This is a genomic window from Pedobacter miscanthi (genome assembly GCF_003315595.1).
Taxonomy (GTDB): Bacteria; Bacteroidota; Bacteroidia; order Sphingobacteriales; family Sphingobacteriaceae; genus Pedobacter; species Pedobacter miscanthi.
Genome location: NZ_QNQU01000025.1, coordinates 1 through 23,602, shown reverse-complemented (window position 1 = coordinate 23,602; position 23,602 = coordinate 1). Strand labels below are relative to the sequence as shown.

At 39.9% G+C, this 23,602-nt stretch carries 19 protein-coding genes; 5 read left to right on the top strand and 14 right to left on the bottom strand.

Features of this window, described 5'->3' with window-relative positions; genetic code table 11:
- The first annotated feature begins 192 nt into the window (after window positions 1-192).
- Together DRW42_RS23060 and DRW42_RS23055 are read left to right on the top strand one after the other, a co-directional pair.
- A complete protein-coding gene (locus tag DRW42_RS23060; protein WP_113951234.1) occupies window positions 193-2,346 on the top strand; it encodes a GH92 family glycosyl hydrolase in 2,154 nt (717 codons plus the stop codon).
- 442 nt (window positions 2,347-2,788) lie between these two features.
- The gene (locus DRW42_RS23055; RefSeq protein WP_113951233.1) at window positions 2,789-3,406 is read left to right on the top strand and encodes a class I SAM-dependent methyltransferase; all 618 of its coding nucleotides are present in this window, start codon (window positions 2,789-2,791) and stop codon (window positions 3,404-3,406) included.
- Window positions 3,407-3,571: 165 nt separating this feature from the next.
- Here DRW42_RS23055 and DRW42_RS23050 read toward each other — a convergent pair whose 3' ends face one another.
- From DRW42_RS23050 to DRW42_RS23040, 3 genes are all read right to left on the bottom strand, one after another.
- On the bottom strand, window positions 3,572-4,624 hold the full coding sequence (locus DRW42_RS23050) for an alpha/beta fold hydrolase (protein WP_113951232.1): 1,053 nt from the start codon (window positions 4,622-4,624) through the stop codon (window positions 3,572-3,574).
- A gap of 94 nt (window positions 4,625-4,718) precedes the next feature.
- Window positions 4,719-5,519, bottom strand: a complete 801-nt coding sequence (locus DRW42_RS23045) for a M12 family metallopeptidase (RefSeq protein ID WP_113951231.1) — start codon at window positions 5,517-5,519, stop codon at window positions 4,719-4,721.
- 42 nt (window positions 5,520-5,561) lie between these two features.
- Window positions 5,562-6,359, bottom strand: a complete 798-nt coding sequence (locus DRW42_RS23040) for a M12 family metallopeptidase (RefSeq protein ID WP_113951230.1) — start codon at window positions 6,357-6,359, stop codon at window positions 5,562-5,564.
- A 787-nt stretch (window positions 6,360-7,146) separates the two neighbouring features.
- Here DRW42_RS23040 and DRW42_RS23030 point away from each other — a divergent pair.
- Window positions 7,147-7,776 carry a TetR/AcrR family transcriptional regulator gene (locus DRW42_RS23030; RefSeq protein WP_113951228.1) on the top strand — a complete coding sequence of 210 codons (630 nt, stop codon included), beginning with the start codon at window positions 7,147-7,149 and terminating at the stop codon, window positions 7,774-7,776.
- A 56-nt stretch (window positions 7,777-7,832) separates the two neighbouring features.
- On the opposite strand, the gene DRW42_RS23025 is transcribed toward DRW42_RS23030, so the two are convergent.
- The 8 genes from DRW42_RS23025 to DRW42_RS22990 form a co-directional block, all read right to left on the bottom strand.
- Window positions 7,833-8,081: a helix-turn-helix domain-containing protein gene (locus tag DRW42_RS23025; protein ID WP_113951227.1), complete on the bottom strand. Its 249-nt coding sequence runs from the start codon at window positions 8,079-8,081 to the stop codon at window positions 7,833-7,835.
- Between the two features lie 158 nt (window positions 8,082-8,239).
- Window positions 8,240-9,352, bottom strand: coding sequence for an acyltransferase family protein (locus DRW42_RS23020; RefSeq protein ID WP_113951226.1), 1,113 nt, complete (start codon window positions 9,350-9,352; stop codon window positions 8,240-8,242).
- A 180-nt stretch (window positions 9,353-9,532) separates the two neighbouring features.
- A complete protein-coding gene (locus tag DRW42_RS23015) occupies window positions 9,533-10,291 on the bottom strand; it encodes a 6-phosphogluconolactonase (protein ID WP_113951225.1) in 759 nt (252 codons plus the stop codon).
- Complete coding sequence (locus DRW42_RS23010) at window positions 10,292-10,558, bottom strand: HPr family phosphocarrier protein (protein ID WP_113951224.1); 267 nt, start codon at window positions 10,556-10,558, stop codon at window positions 10,292-10,294. It lies immediately after the preceding gene.
- Complete coding sequence (gene ptsP / locus DRW42_RS23005; RefSeq protein WP_113951223.1) at window positions 10,555-12,264, bottom strand: phosphoenolpyruvate--protein phosphotransferase; 1,710 nt, start codon at window positions 12,262-12,264, stop codon at window positions 10,555-10,557. Before ptsP ends, DRW42_RS23010 begins: the two co-directional genes overlap by 4 nt.
- Before the next feature lie 11 nt (window positions 12,265-12,275).
- A complete protein-coding gene (locus DRW42_RS23000) occupies window positions 12,276-13,871 on the bottom strand; it encodes a PTS system mannose/fructose/sorbose family transporter subunit IID (protein ID WP_113951222.1) in 1,596 nt (531 codons plus the stop codon).
- A gap of 36 nt (window positions 13,872-13,907) precedes the next feature.
- Window positions 13,908-14,378, bottom strand: a complete 471-nt coding sequence (locus DRW42_RS22995) for a PTS sugar transporter subunit IIB (RefSeq protein ID WP_113951221.1) — start codon at window positions 14,376-14,378, stop codon at window positions 13,908-13,910.
- Window positions 14,371-14,802, bottom strand: coding sequence for a PTS sugar transporter subunit IIA (locus DRW42_RS22990; protein WP_113951220.1), 432 nt, complete (start codon window positions 14,800-14,802; stop codon window positions 14,371-14,373). Before DRW42_RS22990 ends, DRW42_RS22995 begins: the two co-directional genes overlap by 8 nt.
- Before the next feature lie 855 nt (window positions 14,803-15,657).
- On the opposite strand from DRW42_RS22990, the gene DRW42_RS22985 reads away from it, so the two are divergent.
- Window positions 15,658-16,419 (top strand): ThuA domain-containing protein, encoded by a 762-nt coding sequence (locus DRW42_RS22985; RefSeq protein WP_113951219.1) that lies wholly within the window; start codon window positions 15,658-15,660, stop codon window positions 16,417-16,419.
- A gap of 7 nt (window positions 16,420-16,426) precedes the next feature.
- Here DRW42_RS22985 and DRW42_RS22980 read toward each other — a convergent pair whose 3' ends face one another.
- The 3 genes from DRW42_RS22980 to DRW42_RS22970 form a co-directional block, all read right to left on the bottom strand.
- Window positions 16,427-19,357 carry a two-component regulator propeller domain-containing protein gene (locus tag DRW42_RS22980; protein WP_113951218.1) on the bottom strand — a complete coding sequence of 977 codons (2,931 nt, stop codon included), beginning with the start codon at window positions 19,355-19,357 and terminating at the stop codon, window positions 16,427-16,429.
- A gap of 172 nt (window positions 19,358-19,529) precedes the next feature.
- A complete protein-coding gene (locus DRW42_RS22975) occupies window positions 19,530-20,297 on the bottom strand; it encodes a ThuA domain-containing protein (RefSeq protein WP_113951217.1) in 768 nt (255 codons plus the stop codon).
- A 179-nt stretch (window positions 20,298-20,476) separates the two neighbouring features.
- On the bottom strand, window positions 20,477-21,562 hold the full coding sequence (locus DRW42_RS22970; RefSeq protein ID WP_208643616.1) for a ThuA domain-containing protein: 1,086 nt from the start codon (window positions 21,560-21,562) through the stop codon (window positions 20,477-20,479).
- Between the two features lie 563 nt (window positions 21,563-22,125).
- Between DRW42_RS22970 and DRW42_RS22965 the strand changes: the two genes are divergently transcribed.
- Window positions 22,126-23,340: a family 8 glycosyl hydrolase gene (locus DRW42_RS22965; RefSeq protein ID WP_113951216.1), complete on the top strand. Its 1,215-nt coding sequence runs from the start codon at window positions 22,126-22,128 to the stop codon at window positions 23,338-23,340.
- Window positions 23,341-23,602: the final 262 nt, after the last annotated feature.

Below are 23,602 nucleotides of genomic sequence, written 5' to 3'. Positions count from 1 at the left end.
GTCATTGCTAGGCACGAAGCAATCTTAATGAGAATAGCGATCATTGTAAGATTGCTTCGGCTGCTGAAAAAGCCTCCTCGCAATGACGAGTTTTTTGATGGGATTTATGAATGGTAACTATTATGATATTTAGCTGATGGATTTAATAGATTTTATATATTTGATACCACACACTAAATCGTTTTATGTAAAATGAAATCACTAACCAAATTTCTAAGCATTATCTTATTTTTTACTGTTTCGGCCAATTACCGCGCCCTGGGGCAAAGCAAAACAGTTTACACCAAATATGTAAATACCTTTATTGGTACGGCTCCGCTTACCGATCCTAAAATATTGGGCTATGAGCTTCCGCAGGGTTGGCGCTCCTGGGCAGGCTTAACTTTTCCCGGCAGCTCTTTACCCAATGCCATGGTGCAGCTGAGTCCGATTACCGAATTTGGTTCTGGTGCAGGTTACGAATATGAAGATGATACCATTTATGGTTTCGCGCATACCAACAAAGGCCATTGGAACCTTTGCAATATCCCAATTTTACCCCTTTCCAACCCGGGAGAAAAATTCGGATCAAAGTTTTCGCACAAAAATGAAAGCGCTGCACCAGGTTATTACCAGGTTTATCTTGATGACTATAAGGTGAATGTAAAGCTTACTTCAACATTAAGATCAGGATATCATCAGTATGAATATAAAAATAACCACGACAGGCAGATATTATTTCTATTGGGAAAAGCAAACAGCGGCGTTTCTACCTGGAATATCGAACAGGTGGGGGCTTCAGCTGTACAGGGTTTTCAGGGCGGCGAGAATATTTATTTTTATGCAACCATAAACGGCAAAATAGATAAGCTTGATCAAACTGATGTTGGAAAACGCTCGGGTTATGCCATTATCCACCTGGCTGATGGAAGTACCGGACCGGTAGAATTAAAAATCGGACTCTCGTTTGTGAGTACAGCCAATGCTAAAGAAAATTTAGAAAAAGAAATCGGCAATAAAACTTTTGCACAGATCCGTAATGAAGCAACAATAAAATGGGAATCACTTTTATCGAACATCCAGGTAAAAGGTGGTACGGAAAAACAAAAACAGATGTTGTACTCATGCCTGTACCGTTCGTTTTTATGGCCTGCTTTGCGCAGTGATGTAAACGGCGAATTTAAAGATGCTAAACGCAATGTAATTAAAGGCAACTTCAATTATTATACCGAACCATCACTTTGGGATACCTACCGCAACAAAGATGTACTTTTAGGCCTGATTACGCCGAAAGTAACTTTGGATGTAATTAAATCAATGAAAGATGTAGGTGACAAAACCGGGTTTATTCCAACCTTTTTCCACGGCGATCATGGTGCATCGTCAATCGCTGGGGCCTATTTACGGGGGATTGATGATTTCGATATCAGGGGCACTTATCAGATTTTATTACGCAATGCCAATGTGGATGGTGGTGCACGACCTTTTATTAAGGAATACATCGATAAAGGTTATATTTCTGATCCCGATGTTAAAAATCCACATGTAGAAACGAAAGCAAAAGCCGGTGTTTCTAAAACGCTCGAATATTCGTACGATGATTATTCGCTGGCGCAGATTGCAAAAAAACTGGGCGATACCGCAAACTACCGCATCCTGATGACCAGATCGAAAAACTACAGAAACATGTTTGATCCGAATACGCGTTTTATGCGTGGGAGGTTAGATAATGGCGACTGGATAAAACCTTTTAATCCGCAATACCCATATTACGAATACATGTACAGGGAAGCCAATGCCTGGCAGGTTTCGTTCTACGCGCCACATGATATGAAAGGCCTGATCGACCTTTACGGTGGCGTAGACGGTTTTGAATCTAAACTCGATTCGCTCTTTACTTTGCCATGGAACCCGAAATATATTGCCAGGAATGTAGAAACCATGATCGGGCAGTACTGCCAGGGTAACCAGCCTGATCACGAAGCACCATTTGCCTATACTTTTATAGGTAAGCCAGAGAAATCGCAAAAAATAATCGACAAAATCCTGAACGAACTTTATGGGATAGGAAGCGATGGTTTGGCACTTTCGGGAATGGATGATGCAGGCGAAATGTCGGCCTGGTATGTATTCAGTTCTTTAGGCTTATATCCATTTTCGGCAACTGATCCGAATTATATTGTAACTGCTCCGCTTTTTGATGAGGTGAAATGGAAAACAAATACTGGCAAAATACTAACCATCAACAAACCAGGCAAGGGCAGGGGAATTACCGATATTAAAGTAGATGGAAAAATCAATCAGGGCTATTTTATCTCACACGATCTTTTCAAAAACGGAGGGAATGTTGTCATAAATACTAAATAATAGTTGTCAGGACCTCGCAGGTTTCAAAAACCTGCGAGGTCTACCTATCATCCTCGATTCTAGTCTTAGCATCTCGCTAAGACTTTAAAAAACTTTATTTGCCTAATTATTCCTTTATTTAGGTGATTTAACAGTTTTAATCATTTGGGCGTTACCCTTTCCCGATGAAAAATAGGGAAAGGGTCGGGCTTTTCAGGGCTCCGCTTCGCTCCGGTACCGATGAAGGATCGGTACTAAACCCTTACAATCCCTAACGCAAAGACTCTCGCAGGTTTCATCCGGCTAAAAAACCTTTATAGTACCCTTTTAGTTTTAGCGTCTCGCGACGACCAGAAGCAGCAGACCTCGCAGGTTTTTAAAACCTGCGAGGTCTGTTAAAAACCTGACATCCTTCTGTTCATAATGTGATGATTCTATATTAATTTTAGGCAAGATGATAACTATGGAAGATAGTAGTGAAAAACCAGAATTCTGGGAAACCGCATTTGGCGAAAAACAGGAAATGTGGGGGCTGGAACCCGCACTTTCAGCTGTACTGACCAAAGATTTTTTTCTTCAGCATGCTGTAAAAAATATGTTGATCCCTGGCATTGGCTACGGGCGCAATGCACAGATTTTCAGGGACCATGGAATTGCTGTAACCGGTATCGAAATTTCGAATACTGCAATTGAACTGGCGAAAAAACATTTTGGTGAAGATATGCGCATCTACCATGGTTCGGTAACAGAAATGCCATTTGATCAGAATACATACGATGGGATATTTTGTTATGCCCTGATCCATTTATTGGATAGCAATGAAAGGAAAAAGCTAATCAGCGATTGCTACAATCAACTCTCAGAAAATGGCTATATGGTATTTACCGTAATTTCGAAAACAGCGAATACTTATGGAAAAGGAAAACTGATCAGCACAGACCGTTATGAACTATTTGAAGGTGCGCAAATCTATTTTTATGACCAGGAATCAATAAAAGCTGAATTTGGCGGATACGGATTATTTGAAATTACAGAAATTGAAGAAAACCAATCATTCTATCTGATTAAGTGCAAAAAGTAAGTTCGATTGATGACCTTTAATCTTATAAAATACCCGCGAAGCAACTACGTCAGATTTTCAATTTGCTTTCCTTAGGCCCTTATATTAAAGTTAAATAAACAACTTCTCATTTTTTAATGAGAAGTTGTTTCAAAAAGCGATCATTGGGCCGTTATCGTGATAACATTAAAAGCTTTTTATAAAATTTTCTATAGCTGCTGCAAACTCAGCCGGCTCCTGAAACATGGGCAAATGACTGGAAGCCATAAACTCTTTATTCACCAGCTTTTTTGAACCGCTATTGGCCAGAGCCTGGTCACGGATTTGTTTAGAAACCGAAAAATCATATTTACCCCATAATACCAAGGTTGGCAAGGCGTAACTTCTTAGGTAGCTGTTATTATCTGTCTTAATTTCTACCGGGAAAATGTACCTGTTACTGTTAAGGGCACGGGCTGTATTGGGGTATATTGGATATACTTTAACGATGACTTCTTCGATATTTTTTATGCAGTCGTATGATATCGGATTACTACTATATGGGTTCGAAGAAATATTTTTTTTAACTCCTGTCCAATAGTCTACATTCTGATTTAAAGCAATTCGCTTGTTGGCTTCCGCATTTAAATCCTGAACAGAAAGTTCGATAAGACCTACTCCATTATGCACGCCAGCAATGTCTACCCATGCTTTAATTTTGGCCCGTCGTGCGGGAGTTCTCAGGTAATAGGAGGTGAGCATACCACCCCAGCTGTGTCCCATCAGTACAATTTGTTTACCCGGATATTTGGCTAACAATACGTCTACTACCTTATCGCAATCTTTAGCATACTGCGGAATGGTGTAATATTTAGGGTTATCAGGGCCCTGCGATTCTCCGGAAGCACGTTGCTGCCAGTAAGCCACGATGTAATTAGTTTCCAATCTTTTAAATGCAATGCATTGATTAACAGTTCGGTAGGAAGTAACAATATCTCCCGGCCCACCGTGTACCATTAAAATAATGGTGTTGGAATTGGCGTTGCCGTATAGCCAAACGGGCATACTTTCTTCATCTTGCTTTACAATGATCTTTTCATCAACATTTGTGGCATTCTGATTTACAGCGGCTGCCATAGTTTTTTTATTTGCAGCTGCCGTTTTTACATCTGACAGGTTTTCAACCGTTTCTTTTCTACAGGAACTGAATATCAGGATATTGAAAAAAATAAATAAGAAAAGTTTAGAAAAATAGTTCATTATGGTTTTTAGTTAGTTAATAGCGGATAGAGAGATGCCAGTTTACTATCCGGCATCTCTCTTAACAATCTGGATTTTTCGAAAAAGAATTTAGTTAATTCCTTCCCGGATAGTAAGTTCTTACATAAGCAATGTCGCCCTCCGAAATGGTTGTATTATTTGGCGCAATTACAGTATTGTTAGTTGTAAAACGTGCTTGAACCGGGTAATGCATGATTGATTTTGTATCATAGGCATTATAGTTATAACCATTTCTCGGACTTACAGCAAGTACATTACGATCAATCTTTGCTTTGTCCCAATTGTTAGGTGGCCCCATGTAATAATCGTAAACAGCTTGCCTGTTCCATGGAATATTTGAATCTGGATGCGACTGCTCGTGCCCCAATCCCAGGGCATGACCAAATTCGTGCACTGTGGTTCTTCTAAAATCCGTATCGCTGGTATTGTCGTTAAACCATCCAAAATTCATTGAAGTTGACTGGTATCGGGCATCAGTGCCGATATAAGACGAAGAGCCTGGCGGAACAAAAGCGATTTTAATATCCGCAGGTGCATTATCGGCAACAAAAGAAAAGGTAATATTGGCATAAGCTTCCCAGCTTTTGGCGTACTGGGTTACCTTACTGCGCACGTATGGAGATCCGCCGCTAAAACGAACTTTAACCGTGCTACCATTGGGCCATCTTTTATTTGATGGTCCGTTGGCTTCAGTTACGGGTCCGGTAGTATTAAGACTTAACATTTCGCAGCTGAAATTTTCATAAAGAGCTGTCTTTTCTGTTTTCAGGTTAGTGGTATCAGCCATCTTGTCTTCTGCATTTTTCTTGCAGCTTAATGCTGTAACTGCAAGCATGATGAGTACCATACCCGGTTTCAATAAATTAATTCTCATTGGTTTTATGTTTTATAAGTTAGTATTTGGCCAGCAAATGAATTAATTTCTTCCCGGATAATAAGTTCTTACATAAGCAATGTCGCCCTCCGAAATGGTTGTATTATTCGGAGCTATTGCCTTATTGTTAGTTGTAAAACGTGCCTGAACGGGGTAATGCATGATCGATTTTGTATCGTAGGTATTGTAACTTAAGCCAGTTCTCGTGTTTACGGCGAGTACATTATAATCGATATCTTCTTTCGACCAATAATTCGGAGCACCCATATAGTAATCGTAAACAGCTTGTGTATTCCATGGAATATTTGAATCAGGATGAGCCTGTTCGTGGTCTAAGCCCAAGGCATGGCCAAACTCGTGCGTGATTACCCTTCTAAATTCAGTTTCGGGGGTACTGGTGCCAAATCCTCCGTAATTCATAGATTTTGTCTGTGACTTTGAATCGGTACCTAGGTAAGACCAGTAGCCGGGCTCATCAAAGCCGATTTTAACATCAGCAGCAGCATTATCGGCAACAAATGAGAAGGTAATGTTTGCATAAGGCTCCCAGCTTTTTGCATACTGCTTAACTTTATTGCGTACAAATGTAGATCCTCCCTTAAAGCGCACTTTAACCGTGCTTCCATTAGGCCATCTTACCGCAGTTTGTCCATTTCCTTCAGTTGAGGGACCACTGGTGCTAACGCCAAGTATTCTACAGTCAAAATTTTCCTGATGCTCTTGTTTTTCAGTTTTCAGATCCACATTTTCTGGAAGTGTTTCTTCCTTTTTTTTACAGCTCACCGCCATGGTAACAACCAATCCCAATAGCAGGCCTGATTTTAAAAAATTGTTTTTCATTGTTTTAGGTTTTAAAGGTTAATAATTAATTGATTTTTGTAAACGGGCTAAAAAAAATGAGCAAAAGCGGCTGATGAAAGATTTCACGTAAGGGGACGTGCCAGCTAAAAATTAGCTAAAAAATAATCTTATACCGTATTTTGGGATCGCCTGAAGCAGAATGGATTGTTTGCCGAAAGTGGCTGATTTTTGGCTTATTGCCTTGTTAGAAATAAAAAAGTCCTGCATAATACTGTCTTTTGTTTTAGTTGTAAAATATTATTTGGGACTTGGTTTCAAATATAGGGTAGTTAAAGGTTTAGTTGAAAATGAATTTTATTTTTTTTACATGAAATCAGACAGCACGACTGTTTAATTAGATTTAAGCTGTAATATTTTCATAAATTTTACATGAAAGCTTGAAAAAATGTTTTTTTTGCTGCCAACATTTTAACGTTAACTGTAATTTTTACAATTAATTTTAATGTAATTTCAGCCATAACTTCCTAATTAAAGGCGGGTCCTCATCACTTTTTTCAATAGGCTGGTTAAGTTTGCTATCCATTCAGCAATTCCAGCACTGCTAAAAAACAAATTGTAAACCCTGGTAAAAGACCGGTTATTATTTCCTATATGTGCACATCGGGATAGCAAACAGAATATGGTTAGCTGAATGCCTGAAAAACCTGATTAATGGACATTAAATACATGATCAGGATTGATTTAATCGGGTATTGATTTACATAAATCAATTACGATTTGAAATATCACTTAGAAAATTGCAAATTGCGCCTTAAAATGCATTTAAATGGGTAGAAAAATAACCGACGGACCTCTAAGAAACAAAGAAAGGACAAAACAAAAACTTATAGATTCGCTGGGCATTATCCTAACCGAAAGTGGTTTTGCAGGTCTGAATGTAATGCAGGTAGCTGCAAAGGCTAATGTAGACCGGAAACTTGTGTACAAGTATTTTGGCGGATTGGAAGGGCTTGTAAAAGAATACCTTTTTACAAAAGATTACTGGAGGTTTAGCGAAGAGCAGACCCAGCATGTTATTGAACAGATTAAAGTAGATTCTGGCCAGACAATGGCTTACCAATTACTTGTAGATCAGCTGGATGCGCTGATGGGGAGTGAGGAAATGAGAAAAATCATAACCTGGGGCATCTCGGAAGATTTTGAACCCCTGAAAGAACTCAACCGCCAGCGTGAAGAAGTAGGCGAAAAACTTTTTGCAACTGTTTACGATGAATATTTTAAGGATAAAGACAAGAATATACGCGCAATAGAAGCCATTTTGATTAGCGGTATTTATTATCTGTCACTTTATTCGCAAAATAACGGAACTTTTTGTGGTATTGATGTGAAAGGCGAGGAAGGGCAAGCCGAAATAAAGCGATCGCTGAAGCAAATCATCGACTGGGCTTATTCTTAAACCGTAATCCTGGCTACGGTTTAAGATTTTAAGGAAAATAATGAAAGTTTATCTTTCTAGGCAATTAATTTGCCCGAAATTTCCTTTAATACATTAATACTAAAGGTATGACGGCCACTAAGCCATCTTTCGATTTCCATAGGATTGATATCTACCAGTACAGAAAGATCTTTGCTTGTAAGTCCTTTATCAGCCAATACTTTAGCTGTTTTACCTGAAACTTCAGCATTTGCAAGGGCAAGTTCTTCAATTGCCGGGTTTCCGCTTTCTTCGAGCCAGATAGATACAAAATCGTTTTCTTCCATTTTTATGTTTCTTTAATGGCTAAACTCCCTTAGTTAGCCTCCAAATATATCAGGGTGCGAATTTAAGAATATTCAACCCGAAAATCCAAGTTCAGGAAATACGATTCAGGAATATTTTCTCACATTTATTATCGAAAGTGAATCCGATAACGCTACAATTAGCCAAGTTTTTTTCTCAGCCATTTGCGAACAGGCTCATCATACCATTTTAACGTAATATAGGCTAAGGCAATGCTTCCAATCAAAATCAGCAAGGCATAAGGCCAGGCCTGTACAATGGTTACACCTTTATGATTACTGATCCAGGCTACGTAAAAATAAACCAAGGGGTAATGTACCAGGTAAAGCGGATAGGAGATATCGCCCAGGAATTTGGAGAGCTTAAGCTCAGTCTGGCTTTGTATGATGCCGCTTGCCCCAAGGTAAACAATGAGCGGAAAGATAATGATGATACATACCGATTCGTAAATCCCATTCATCCAAACCTGTTCGGCGCCACCAATACGTGGCATATATAAAACAATGGCAACCAGGAGACTGCACCATAAAAAAGCATTTTTGATACGTGTGGGTTTTGCTATCCTCGAAAGCAGCAGCCCGGCAAAGAAAGGAAACATGGTACGGGTAATACCAACGCGGCCCTGTTCCCAATTAAGTGTCCAGCCTCCGCTTACATCCCCGTTAGGGCTGGTAATGGCTAAGTGTGCGAGTGCTACAGCCGCAATGAACACCAAAATACCTAAGGCAGTTTTCGAAAATTTCCGGATACCGATGGCGTACAAAATATTGGCAACATACTCAAAAAACAACGACCAACCCACGCTATTAAGCGGATGCATCTCTTCCCAGCCCCTGATATCCATTGAAAGGGGAACAGGCAGAATGGTATAACCGATCAGCATTACCAGCAGCATTTTCCACAGCGGAACGGTATGGATAAGGGGCCAGATGGTTGAATCTGTAAAATAAAACCCGATTGCACCGAGCGTCATCCCTAATATCACCATGGGTTGTAGCCGTTCTATCCTGCGTTTAAAGAAGGTGCCGATCGTCATTTTATGCCAGCGGTCATCATAAGCATAGCCGATTACAAAGCCCGATAAAAGAAAGAAAAAATCAACGGCCAGGTAACCGTGATTAACCAATATGTCCAGGTGTCCGGTTCCTAGGGGTTCGGTAAGGTGAAAGGTTACAACGATAATGGCTGCCACACCACGTAATCCATCTAATATTGGGTAATGAGGCTTCGCTGAAAGGCTCTTATCGGTCATTGCTTCTGTTATTTGAGATTTGGTTATTTGTTGCTGCTCAATGAATCAGCAAAATTATATAAATAACTTATCCGGCCTCTACGAATCGTATCAAAATCAGCACAATTAGTCTCATTTTAAAAATTCGTCAGGTGGGTGCTTAACCAAAATTATCATAACGTCTATTTTTTTGCCGCCGATCTAGAAAGAATATCCGCGTTCTTTAGCATAATCAGCAATCAGTGAAGCAGCCTCAGCATCTAACAGGATTTCGCAATCAGGATGCAATTGAACTACTGATGCGGGAATATCGGTGGTTACCGGCCCTAAAATAGCCTGTTTAACAATTTCAGCTTTATGGGCACCTTTGGCAATTAAAATGAGTTTACGGGTGTGCATGATGTTTTTTATGCCTCTTGTTAAACCACCCAGGACAATTTCTGGTGGTACCTGCGTTTCCCTTCTTACACGGGCTTCAAAATCGGGATCCATGGGCGATACCCATGTTTCACTTTCAAAAGGCGTTCCGGGTTGGTTAATACCGATATGGCCATTGCTGCCCAAACCAAGCATCTGCAAGTCGGCACCACCGCGTTCGGCCAGTCTTTTTTCGAAGAGTATGCTTTCTGCCTCGAAATCATCCGACAGTGTTGGAGGCATGATAAAATTATCGGCTGGAATACCAAGCGGACCGGCAATCTGATTTAATATCATGGTGTAACAGCTTCCTGCATAAGAGCGATCGAGGTTGGTTAACTCATCTACATTAAATAAGGTAATGTTCGCTACGTCAAATGGATATTGAGTGTAAATATCAGACACAATGCGGTGCATATTGATGGTAGTTTGACCGGTAGAAAGTCCGATCACTGAATTTTTCTTTTCCAGCATCTGAGCTATAATGCGCCAGGCTGATACGGTATCAAATTCCTGTTCGTTTTTTGTTATGGTAATCTTCATTTATAGATTTTTTAGTTCTGTTATAAAAAACTGATCAATATTCGCTGATGCTGCCTGTTCATCTTCACCTTCAATAAACACGGAAATGGTTTCTCCACCCTTTACATTTAAAGAGAGAATATTTAACATGCTGTTCAATCTGATGGTTTTTTCGCCTTTTTTAAGGCTTATGGCCGACTTGTAATTTTTTGCCAGCCTGATGAGGCTTGTGGCCGGCCGTGCATGCAGCCCCAGGGGCGCAGTAATGATATAATCTTTGCTTATCATAGGTTTTGTTCTAAATAGGAGATAATCTCTGCTGAACTGTTCATTTGCATTACTTTACTGCAGATTTCCCCTGCTTTCTCCATATTGTTTGAAAGGATGATCTTTTTAACAGCGGGAATAGAGGTGGCAGACATTGAAAATTCTTTGAGTCCCATTCCCATCAGCAATTGGGTAGCCAAGGGATCTGCTGCCATTTCGCCACACATGCCTACATGGATGTTGTGTTTTTGGCTCTGTTCGATCACATGACTGATCAGCCTGAGTACACCCGGATTAAAAGGATCGTAAAGGTGGCTGATCTTTTCGTTCATCCTGTCTACAGCCAGTATATACTGACAAAGATCGTTGGTGCCAATGCTAAAAAAACTGACTTCGCGGGCCAAAATATCAGCTGTTATGGCCGCCGAAGGAATTTCGATCATGATGCCTACTTCAATGTCCGCATTGAAGTTTACATTTTGTTGCGTTAAACTTGATTTAGCTTCTTCCAGAATCTTTTTTGCTTCAAGGATTTCTGACAGATTTGAGATCATCGGAAACATGATTTTCAGCCCGCCATAAACCGAAGCCCTTAATATGGCTTTTAGCTGTGTAATGAAAAGGTCTGGCCTGTCTAAACAGATCCTGATAGCCCGGTAGCCCAGAAAAGGATTTAATTCTGCAGGTAAATTAAAATATGGCAGGCTTTTATCACCACCAATATCAATGGTTCTAATAATTACCGGTTTGCCCTTAGCATTTAAAGCAATGGTTTTATAGAATTCGAACTGTTCATCTTCATCAGGGAACTGGTTACGGTCCATAAACAGCATTTCGGTCCGCAATAAGCCCACACCTTCGGCACCGTGGTTAAACATAGAGTCCATTTCGCCTGCCTCTGAAATGTTACCTGAAAGTGTGATCCTAGTACCGTCTAATGTGATTGCAGTTTTATCTTTTAACAACTTTAGTTCTTCACTATGTTTCTGGTAATCCATGATCACGGCCTGATATTGATTGCGCACATTTTCATCTGGATTAACAAACAGTATACCTTTGCTACCATCCAGGATAATTACATCATTATTGCGGATTTCATATATTTTTTGACCGCAGTTAACAATTGCAGGAATCCCTTTAGCTTTTGCAATAATGGCTGTGTGAGAAGTTTTGCTACCGGTTTGTGTGGCAAATCCGGTTATGTACCTGATATCCATTGTAATGGTATCGGAAGGAGCGAGGTCATCAGCGATAATGATGGTATTCGGTTCGAAGCGATGAACTTCGCTTTCTGTTTTATTCAGGTGTTTGAAGATGCGGTTGGCAATGTCTTTCATGTCGGATGATCGTGCCCGCATATATTCATCATCCATGTTTTCAAACAATTGTACTACAGCATCAAGCACTTGTAATAAAGCATCGCTGGCATTAATTTTTTGCGCGTTGATTTTTCCAATTACGTCTTCCCTGATCTGCGGATCGCCAATCAGTTCTATCTGGGTTTCGAGGATGGCAGATTCTTCCTCATTCAATGAGGTTTGGGTATCGGTTTTTATAGTTTGTATTTCTGCTGTGGCAAGTTCAACAGCAAGGTCGAATTGCTTAATCTCGTGAAGGATCTCAGCTTCGTTATTTAATAAGCGTCCGTTAATCTTGCCCTGGTTCTTTTTTATTACAAAAGCCCTGCCGATAGTTATACCTGGTGAAACGCCAACTCCGTTAATCATATTTTTACCGGTTAAGCGAATAAATGGATGATACTCCCGGCAAAACCCAGTGCAAGTAATCCGATTAATAAATAAGTGGTTTTTACATTCTTTCTCACAAAGTGATACACCAGGAAGGTAAGTCCCAACGGAATCATGGCCGGCATCATCTGATCTAAAATTGCTTGTAAACTCACTGCAGATTTGTCGCTACCCAATTTAAGCGGGGTATTAATGTTCATCAGCGTAGCGGGCATGGCACCAACAACCATTAAGCCAAGGATGGAAGCTCCCTTTGTGAGCCTGTCCATCACATTGTTTTTTGCCAGATCCTGAAGAAATTTAGTACCTGTATGGTATCCGATAAAAGTGAGCTGGTAACGCAGCAGTAAATGTGGAAGGTTAAAGATGAACAGAAACAATATGGGCCCAATGATATTTCCTTTAATGGCCATTGATGTGCCTACCCCTGCGGCAATTACCTTAAAAGTTCCCCAGAATAACGAATCGAAAACGCCGGCAAGCGGTCCCATTAAACCTAATTTAACAGAATTGATCGACTCCTCATCAAGGTCTTCATTCCTGCTGTTCTGCTCTTCCATGGCCGCGGTAATGCCAAGAATTAATGTTGAACCATAAGGACTGGTATTGAAAAACTGCAGATGTCTTTTTAAGGCCGCTGCCATGGCCTGTTTGGTAAGATAAAGTTTTCTTAATACCGGGATTAACGCATAAGCAAAGCCAGTGTTTTGCCAGGTTTCGAAGTTGAAATTAGCTTCGAGCAACATGGAGCGCCAAAATAAAGACCGGATATTTTTTTTACTCAGCCTGGGCTTAATGGCAAGTATATCAGCAAGTAGTTCTTCTGTTTCTGTAGCGAAATCATCCTCCTCGTTTGCGATTGTTTTTTCCTGAGGTTTTTGTGTAACCAATAAAGCAATAATCAGCCCAAATCCTCCGATAGCAATTACCGGCAGTTTGAGGTAACTGGCTAGCATAAAACCCAGAAAGAAATAAGGGGCAACGGTTTTATTGAACATCAAATTCATCAGCAGCGCAAAACCCAGTGCAGGCAGCATGTTCCCGGCAACCTGTAAGCCGGATTGGACCCAAGTTGGAATAAGGTCTAAAAATGATTTCATGGTTGTAGCGCCAAGTTGCAGCGCTAGAAAAACGATAATCCCCATTAGCAAAGGTTTTAAACTGCCGGAAAAAATATGCAAACGCTGTATACCTTTAAAGTTGCCTTCTTCTGCGTATTGGTTAAACCTTTTATTAAATACCGGACGAAAAACAAAAAGGCCGCTGATTACTATTTCTGCTAAGATTGAAACCGGGATTGCAATGGCCAGCGCAATAGCCGGGCCTTTGCCCGAGATGATGGCGAAAGCGGTACCCAGCACCCCGCCGGTAATTACATCAGGAGGAATAGCAGCACCAACCTTTATATTGCCTATAAAGATTAATTCGAGTGTGGCACCAATAATGGTACCCTGGGTTACATCACCAAGTACAAGGCCAACGAGTGGACCTAATATCAACGGGCGACTGAGTAAAGTGGTGCCCAAAAAATCTTCTGAATGGCCAAACACCGCGATGAGTGCGATAAGCAGGTATAAAAACGACAACTTAATTATTATTTAGGTAAATGTTAGTTAATGGTTTCAAATCAGTTCTTTAACAAATTTTTTATTGTCTGTAGGTACCTGCCTTACTTCCAGTTCGATTCCTTTTTCCAGTAAGTTGCGGATAATTTCGATATCATCACCGTTAACCGCAAAAGCCTTTGAAATGAGTTTCGATCCGTCTTTGGATCTTAAACCGCCTAAATTAATCGAAGTAATTTCCGGAACCAGCGCAACCAATGTACCGGCATCTTTTACATTGTTAATCAATACCAGGATTTTTAAAGCTTTACTACGCTCATCATTTAAAAAAACAGCGGCATCAGCTACCGATTTGATCAGTAATTTAATTCCTGAAGGTTTGGCAAGGTTAAGAGTCATTTTCTGGAACTCATCCTTCACAACCTTATCATTTGCTACTAAAATGCAATCAATACCTAGCGAGGGAGTCCACGTAAAAGCTACCTGTCCGTGCACCAGTCTGTCGTCTATGCGGGTTAACTTAATCATTGTTGGTATTTTGGGTTGTTAAAAGTTTATTTACATACACCATCTGTTCTTTTGCATTTATAATTGCTTCGGCAATCACCTGTTCTACAGGTGTTTCAATATCCGAAAGCAGGATTTCCATCACCAAACCCAGGTTAAAACCGGCAACGATATGCACCTTATCCCTTAAACCATACTGAAGGATCTGGTTGGTTACACTGCCACCCAATAAATCGGAAAAAACAATCAGTTCTTCATCATCGCCAAGTTCTTTAACAAATGGAACGATTTCTTCTTCCAGTGATTTATTTTCTTCTACATAGGCCTGCATGAGAAAGAGGTTTTCGGTAGCTCCGATAATGATATCAAGCGATGACTTTATCCCAGAAGCAAGGGTACCATGCGTGGCAATCAGAAACTTCCGGCTGTTTACGGTTTTATCCATAAGGTGGTTTATTCTTTAGTTTATTCAGCAACAGTGTTTCAAGCTGTATGCATATATTGGTTAGATTAACGCGGATTTGCGTTTTACAATTATCAGGGAAACTTTGATTAATAGCGATTTTATGACCACTACAATGCCTCTACAAGTGTGCGTAGATTGCCTTTTTAATAGAGAATAATGAATGATTTTTAATAATCAATAATCAAATTTCAATGTTCAAACGGAGTATTCACAGATAAGAAAGATTACTTAACGTGTGTCTATTATAATACTCCCGCTGATTTGCGGATTACCGCAGAGAAATGAATGATTAAGTTTTAATGATCAATAACCAAATTTAAATTTCAAACGGAGTGTAAGGGGATAAGAAAGATTGCTTCAAGCCTGACTGTATTGCTAGTTTCGGTTCGCAATGATGAGGAGTAAATTCAAATAAGATCTGCGAGATCAGCGAAATCCGCGGGAAACCATTGGATTAATTTTTCCTGCAGATTTGGCAGATTAGTACAGAAGGGGAAGTCATCAAGCTATAAGGGGGTAGTGTTAATGTAGTAGTTTAAAAATCTTTGACGAAAATGAAATCAGTTAGCTTTGAAGAACAAGCCTGATCCTGCCTTTTAATCTTTGTGCGGCGAAATGAAGGTCGCATGATGTTAATTGGCGGGATTTATGGTTATTTAGTAGTGGTAATTTTGGCCTCGTTACTTAATAATCGTTATGCGGATCTTTCCTACCAGATAGACGCTAATCCTAATTTGGGAACATGGACAGGGTGTCAGTAAAAAATTAAATATTTACAGAAAACCTTTTAAAGGCATATTATTAATTGAAATAAGTTTCAAAACATATACAGAAATGAAAAAGATAACCTTATTACTAGCCATTATACTTATTAATGCAGGCACTTTACTGGCACAAAAAACACCCAAATTTAAAGTGATTGCGCTTTATGAGAATGGCGGGCACCATATCGACTATTCAAAAGCAGCAGTGCTGTGGCTCAATAAACTGGCAGCAGAGGAAAATTTTAGTATTGAATATATTCAGAACACGGATAAGATAGACAGCGCGTTTCTTTCAAAATACCAGCTTTTTATCCAGTTGGATTACCCGCCTTATGCCTGGAAAGATAAAGCCGTAAAAGCTTTCGAAAACTATATTGATCAGGGCAAAGGGGGGTGGATTGGGTTTCACCATGCTACTTTATTGGGCGATTTTGATGGTTATCATCTTTGGCCCTGGTTTTACAAATTTATGGGCGAAATTAAATTCAAAAATTACATTGCCAAATTTGCAAGGGGTAAAGTAAATGTAGAAGATCAGAAACACCCGGTAATGAAAGGCGTATCCCCATCATTCTGGGTTGAAAAAGAGGAATGGTATACCTACGATAAAAGTCCGCGTGCCAATGTAAAAGTACTTGCCAGTGTAGACGAAAAATCCTACGAACCTAAAGACGGCATCACCATGGGCGATCATCCGGTAGTATGGACAAACCCGGCCTATAAAGCGCGTAACATTTACATTTTTATGGGCCACTCGCCAATTTTATTCGAGAGTAAAGATTATACCACCTTATTTAAAAATGCTATTTTCTGGACGGCTGGCAAAAAATAACTCCCTTTTAGTTGGTTGATTCTATTAAAAAATCATAGAGGTTTACTTCTGTCGATAAATTTAATTTTTTCCGTAAACGGTAGCGACTGATTTCTACTCCTTTTAGTGAAATATTGAGCAGTTGCGCCGTTTCTTTTGAAGAAAGATTCAGCCTGAGGTAGGCGCATAATTTCAGATCGGTAGCACTAAGGTTTGGAAATTTTACTTTCATGGTTGCCAGGTAATTATTGTATACCTGATCGAAATAAATGGCAAACTGATCCCAGTCTTCATCGCCATTCTCCGTATCACTTATCAGTTTATACACCCTGCGAAACTGATAATCAGCATCCGGAATGTTCAGTTTTTGTGTTAGTGTGATCAGTTCATCTTTTATGGCCTGCAATAATTTACCACGATCAACCAAATGCATGGTGATGGTTGCAAGCTCCCGGTTTTTATAATTCAGTTCTGCTTCAAGGTTATCGTTTTTCAGAGCAATGATTTCTTTTTCATTGCGGTCCATTTCCAGTCCATGTAAATAGCTGAGCCTTTTCTGCTCCTCTTCGTGTTTTTTCTGGTGGAGTGCAAACCGCTTTTGCTGTCGGTTAACAAAATAGTAAATAATCGATACCAGGATTGCCAGGTAAAGTAAAATGGCCCAAAGCGTTTGATACCAGGCCGGTTCAACGATAAAAGTATAATTTACAGGCGCAGAAGCGTTCCCCAGGTTATTGCGGACTTTAACCGAAAAAGTGTATTTTCCATAAGAAAGGTTGGTATAATCTTTTTCAGTTTTTGTAGACCACCTGGACCACTCGTTATCAAATCCGATTAACTTATAAGAAAACTCTTCGTTGCCTTTTTGCGCAAAAAGGGTAGAAGAATACTCAAAATGAAAAGAATTCCATTGGTTAGAAAGACTTGTTACTTGATCTGCAGCCTGACCGCTTGAGATCTGACCATTTTTAAGGAAATAACCACCAAATATCAGACTGTCTTTTTCGCCTATGGCTTTTACCGAGGTAAGCAGAACATTGAGCTTACTTTCTGAAGATACATATCGTTGGTAATTGAGGTGAAAAACCCCGTCGTTAGAGCCAATAAAAATATTTTCCATATTATAAGGATAAATATGTTCAGCGCCTTTAACGGTTTGTCCGGTAAGTTCCGGGAAATAAATCGGATTAAATTTTCCTTTTTCAGCCGATCTGCTAAAGTCAACAACACCCACACGCTGGTTGCTTACAAACCACAGATTTCCTAAACGGTCTTCCGTTAAACAGGCTACCGGATTATTACCAAATACAGGTTTGTAAAAAGCTGAAAAAATGAATTTATTCTGCCTAACATTATATTCATATATGCCTTTTTCTGTAGCAGCAATGATTTTGTTATTTATAAAATAAACATGGTTGTTTAATTTAGATGGCAGCCCATCATCATTTGTGTAGATTTTATAATGGAGTACCGTTTTCCTGTCTGCAGATAATCTGGCCTTAAAAATCCCCCTATGCGGATGTGTAGCCCATAAATTATCTTCATTATCCCTAGCGAGGTTACCCAATGATTCATAAATACCGTTAATTTTTCCATCATTTACAAAACCGCCATTACGGGCTTTTAACAGTTGAAAACCAGTGTAGGTACCAGCAATTACATCTCCTGAAGGCGGAAATGCCTTTAACATCCACGCACCGGGACCATTGGTTATCAGGTGCGCCTGGTTGTTAACAATATTCATTACCCCATCCTGATGCCCTGCAAGCAGGTTGTTATTTACCTGCGCCAAACTAAGTACAGCGCCCCTGGTATTCTCCACCTCAGTAAATAAACCCGTGCCTGTACTGATATCACCTTGCAGATCGCTAATCGCTGCGCTGTACAAACTGTTAGAAGATCCAATATATAATCTCTTGCCAGATATGATTACGGCGTTGCCTTTAACATGATTTTCCCTGCTCGGATAAATGTGTTTTATAGAAGTATTGTAATTGATAAAATCGGTGCCATTCTCCAGGCCCAGCCACAGGTTTTGATTGTTATCAAGTAAAATGCTGTTGATATTGTTATTTTGGAGACCATGTTTATTAGAAAATTGCTCAATCAGTTTACCCTGCGCATCGATGATGATCAGCCCCTTGGAAGCTGTACAGATGGCAAACCTGTTTTCAGCTATTTTTGTTGCGGCGTTAATTAAACTGCTGTTCAAAATACCATCTGCCGAAGTTGCCATTTTTTTCAGCATAGTGCTACCCATTAAAAAAAGACCGCTTTTACGTGTGGTAAGCAATAGCGAATCTTTGTTATAAGCTGCAATGCCCGTAATTTGAAGATTTGAGGTTTGTAACTGCCCGGGTTTTGGCGCCGGGCCATACGGTTGCCATTTAGAATCCTTGAAAAACAAAAGTCCGAGATCTTTATCTGATGCAAACAGTACCGAACCCACCCGGCTTAATGCAATCCATCCGCCCGGGGCGTCGTAAGTAGTGATTTTGTTGTTTTTCAGCTCAAAAATGCATTCTATAGTCCGGAAAAAGACCTCGTTTTTATAAAGTACAATGTTCCAGATATCGGCAAACTGCCTGGCCGTTTCGGGCATCAGGTGTTTAAGCGAATGGAATTTCAGTATACCAGACTGATCAGGAAAAAAATACCCTATTTCATCTTGTCCACCAACATATATTTTGCCCGACGGATCAATCTCCAGCGACTTGATTGCACTTTTATTGGGTAGCGGATATGTTTTCCAGTAGCTGCCATCAAAAGTAAGCAGTCCATCGTTGTTGGCAAAATAAAGTATTCCGTTTTTGCCCTGTTTAATGTCCCATATTCCGCTTCCGGCATTATAATCAGCAGTAGTATAACTTTTAATTGAAGGTATGGCCAGTTTAGATTGTGCCATTAAAGTACCTATAAAGGCATTGCAGATCAGAATTAATAAGGAAATTTTTTTCATTAATGGATTTAGTGAAAGGGGATAAACCGATTCATAAATTAGGCTTAGGATAAAATTGATTAGAATTGAGCTGTAATTTAGTTAACATTTTGTTTAAATGGGAAATGTTTTGCAAAATGAACAAATCCTTATGGGTACGATTTTGCCATTGCTGGATATAATAGAAAAGGTATCAATGCTTTAAAGTCCATAAAATAGAATTACGGAACAGGGTGGTAAAGTTTTTATCTTCCAAAAGTTCGGGGAAATGGCCCATGGCGATATAAATGTTTTTTGCTTTGACCTGTTCGTTGCTCCAGATTACCGGATGATCGCCCATCATAACATCTTTGCCGGGATTGTAGGTAGATTCATCAATACTGGCCAGCACATGTACATTTGGCCGCGGACTCCGGTTATAAATATACCATTCATCTCTTGTGGTAAAAGATGCGGGCAGTCCCTTTAGTACCGGATGTTTCTTTTCTTCGAGGTTAAGTTTGGCAAAAGTGCCACCGGGAATATGCCGTTTAAACTCTATTTTCCCCATAAAATCAGAATACCATTGCCACATGGGATAATTATCAAACACCCCCAAAAGGGTAGGATGATGAAAGCCGATCCATCCGCCTTTGCCATTTACGATATAATCTTTAAAAGCTTCCTGGGCTTCTTTTTCCCAGGGATAAGGCGGATAATCAAGCTGAATAAAAAGCTGGTACTGTTTTAAGAATTCCTTATTGATTTTTTTTGTATCGCTGGCATAATCAATGATGAATCCCTTTTCTTCAGCAAGTTTATTTAACCATATTTTTGCCGCACGATCAAATAAAGCATGGCCACCGCCATTTTCGGCAAGGGCAAAAATCCTGATTTTTGGTTTATCATGATGTAGCTTTGCGTTGGCGTAACTGCTGGTGATGGTGATGTAAATAAGGTATAGTAGTATAAATTTTCTCATTGTTGTTTCTTTGAGTAGTAATATTTTAATATCGCGGTATCATAATCCTATTTTCTTTAACGGTTGGTCACGTTGAGCCTGTCGAAACGCAATAAATAGTATTTGCGCAGGTCCTTCGACAGGCTCAGGATGACAAATTATCTGTGTTTATCAGTAGTCAAATTTTGAATACTTATCGCTTACTTTTCTTTGCCAAGCCACAAAAGCCCGTCGATGATGAATTTGTTTTGGATTTCGCTGCCAAAAGTAGACGATTTGCCAACGTTTGCTGCGTAATCCATCGCATTGTGACCGAAATTGGCATAAAGCATTTTATATTTGTTGTTCGTCCATATAATAGGATAGTAGCCGCTGTACCAGCTTTGTTTAGGATCGGTGCCCAGCGGGAAACTGCTTTCGTGTACCGAACACAACACTTTAATATCCGGATTTTGGCGCAGATCTTTTGTCCAGCTGTACCATTCGCTAACAGAAGAGGTAAACGTTTCGGGAAGGCGCAGTGTTGAGGGATGTTTCTGATCTTCGCATTTCAATACAGCTGTAGTAGGGAACCAGGTATTGTTTTTAAAACTACCTACGCCTAGAAATTTATTGTAGTACCAATCCCATTCGGCCGGGTTGGTGTTAAATGCACAAACATGGAACCCCATCCAGCCACCACCTTTTTCCATATAAGCCTGAAAAGCTGCTTCCCTGACTTTTGGTGCGCGGTCATCAAGAAAAAGAACCACCTGGTATTGCGCAAGAAAGGTTTCGTTCAGCTTGCTCCAGTCATTTGTAGCCGTATAAGTAAAACCATATTGCTCGCCGGCCTTAGGGAACCATTCGTTTGCTTCTTTAACAAAGTTAATGTGTGCTAGATCGTAGGTACCATTGTAAAAGGCAATTACATTGAATTTTTTAGCTACCCCAATTTTTTTGGTGCTTGTAATTTCCCTGTTTTTAACCGATGCCACAACTTTTACAGTATGCTCTTTGTTATCTTTAAACATAAAACTCAGCACATTACTGTAAATGCTGGCACCGGATACCGCTTTTGCATCAACATCGTCAATAAACCATGAGATTTTATCCACTTTGTACTTGTAAATGGGAGTAAACGAAACCAGTGAACCGATTTCCGGGTTTTCATTGTTCGATTTGATGGAAATACTTGTTGCGTAAACCGGTTGGTTAGGCAATTCATCTTTGGATTCTGCTTTTTTACATCCTATAATGAGGATGATTAGCATTATAACTGCTGAAAATAATGATTGTTTGTTCATAATATATTGGTTAGATTTTAGGTTGGTATATGCAGTCCGAATTTATAACCTTATCTACATACTGCGTCCTTGTGCTGCCTCTACATTTGCTCTACAATCTTGTTTTGATCCTAAAAGCCGGGTAAACCAAGTATAGATGAATGATTTTTATATTACTTTAGTTCCTTCTTGCTTGCGCTCGTTTCCAAACGAGTGTATAAATAACTACACGATTTTATCGTTGTAAACGATATTCTGTTTAATGCTCGTTAGAAACGAGTATTAACGGTAATACCGCTCGCAGGCCGTCATTTCGAGTGGAGTGCAACGCAACCGAAAACCACGCAGTGCTCAGCAAAGCTAAATCTGTCTCGAGATAGATTTTTCCACTTCGCGATGCTTGGGTCGAAATGACGACCAGCAGCGAAGTGCAATGGCAGATTGCTAGCTCTTACCCCTATAACGAGACTTTTTTAGATACTACATCTCTACTACCACAACTATTTTCGGTCTAAATTCCTTGTCGCAATGGCTTGGTTTTGCTCTATTTGTGCCACAAACATTCTATTTATAAGCTAACCAAAATGAATAAATTATTATTATTCCTGATCCAGGTAATGACACTAACCGGCATTAGCTATGCGCAACAAAAAGTAATTGTAAAAACGGATTATACACCAGGAACCATCAAACCCAACCATAAATCACCAGAACAAATAAATGCAGACCTGGGTATGGTGTACGATCGCTGGAAAAAGAATTACCTTACAGAAGATGTTGGCGTAAAAGGCCAGTATTATATTAAAAGCCAGCGCACCGGAACGGTAACCGTTTCTGAAGCGCATGGCTACGGCATGATCTCTATGGCTTATATGGCCTGGCACGATAAAGATGCCAAATTATATTTCGATGGCATGGTGCGTTTTTTCAAGGCTCACCCCAGTAATGGCAACAAACATCTGATGTGCTGGCAGGAGGGAATCCGCGATGGTAAGGTAGTTTCGGTAGGGGGAAGTTGCGCAACCGATGGGGATATGGATATAGCATACGCATTTTTACTGGCCGATAAAATATGGGGCAGCACCGGAGAAATTAATTATAAGGCAGAAGCTTTACAGGTAATTGATGCCTTGATGCAATCTATCGTTCACCGGAAATTTAAAACACTTAAAATGGGCGATTGGGCAGGTAATGAAGGCTCGAGGGTTAGCGATGGGAGTCGCCCATCAGATTTTATGTTGCAAGAATTAAAAGCCTATCAAAAAGCGACGGGTAACAAGGCATGGAATACTGTGGTAGATAGTACTTACGCTATTACACAGCATATTTTTGCCAATAACAGTCCAAAAACGGGTTTAATGCCAGATTTTGTTGAAAGAAAAAACGGACATTTTATTCCTGCTGTTGGCGAGCTGCTTGAAGGTGATACTGACGGATCTTACTCTTATAATTCGGCCCGCTTTCCGTGGCGTTTGGCTACCGATTACCTTACAACAGGCGATAAACGTGGATTGGCACAGCTCACCACATTGAATGCCTGGATACAAAAAGCTTCATCAGGCGAAGTGAACAAAATTTATACGGGTTATCATTTGGATGGTTCGGTATTATCCGGAAGAAACAATACTGATCTGGCTTTCCAATCGCCTTTTATGGTAAGTGCCATGATCAGTAAAGACAATCAGTTATGGCTCAATAAGCTATGGGATAATGGCGTAAAAAGATCGGGCAGTTATTTTGGTGATTCGATAACCCTGCTCTGCATGATTGTGGCTTCGGGTAATTGGTGGACACCTTAATAATTACTTAAATATTTCTGTTGATCTCATAAAATAAGTTTAACCACAGATGCACACAGATAAACACGGATTTTATCTGTGTGCATCCTTTTTATCTGTGGTTAAATTATATTATCCGGGGTTATTGGCTTAACTTAATAGCATTGGTAGCGTCTCGCTACGACATGTTATCGTTTATTTTTAAGGGGCTTAGCGGGATGCTGAGAACAATATAGTATTCCGGTGGTCTGTGGGGACACCAATGCTATTAACTTAGTGTTAT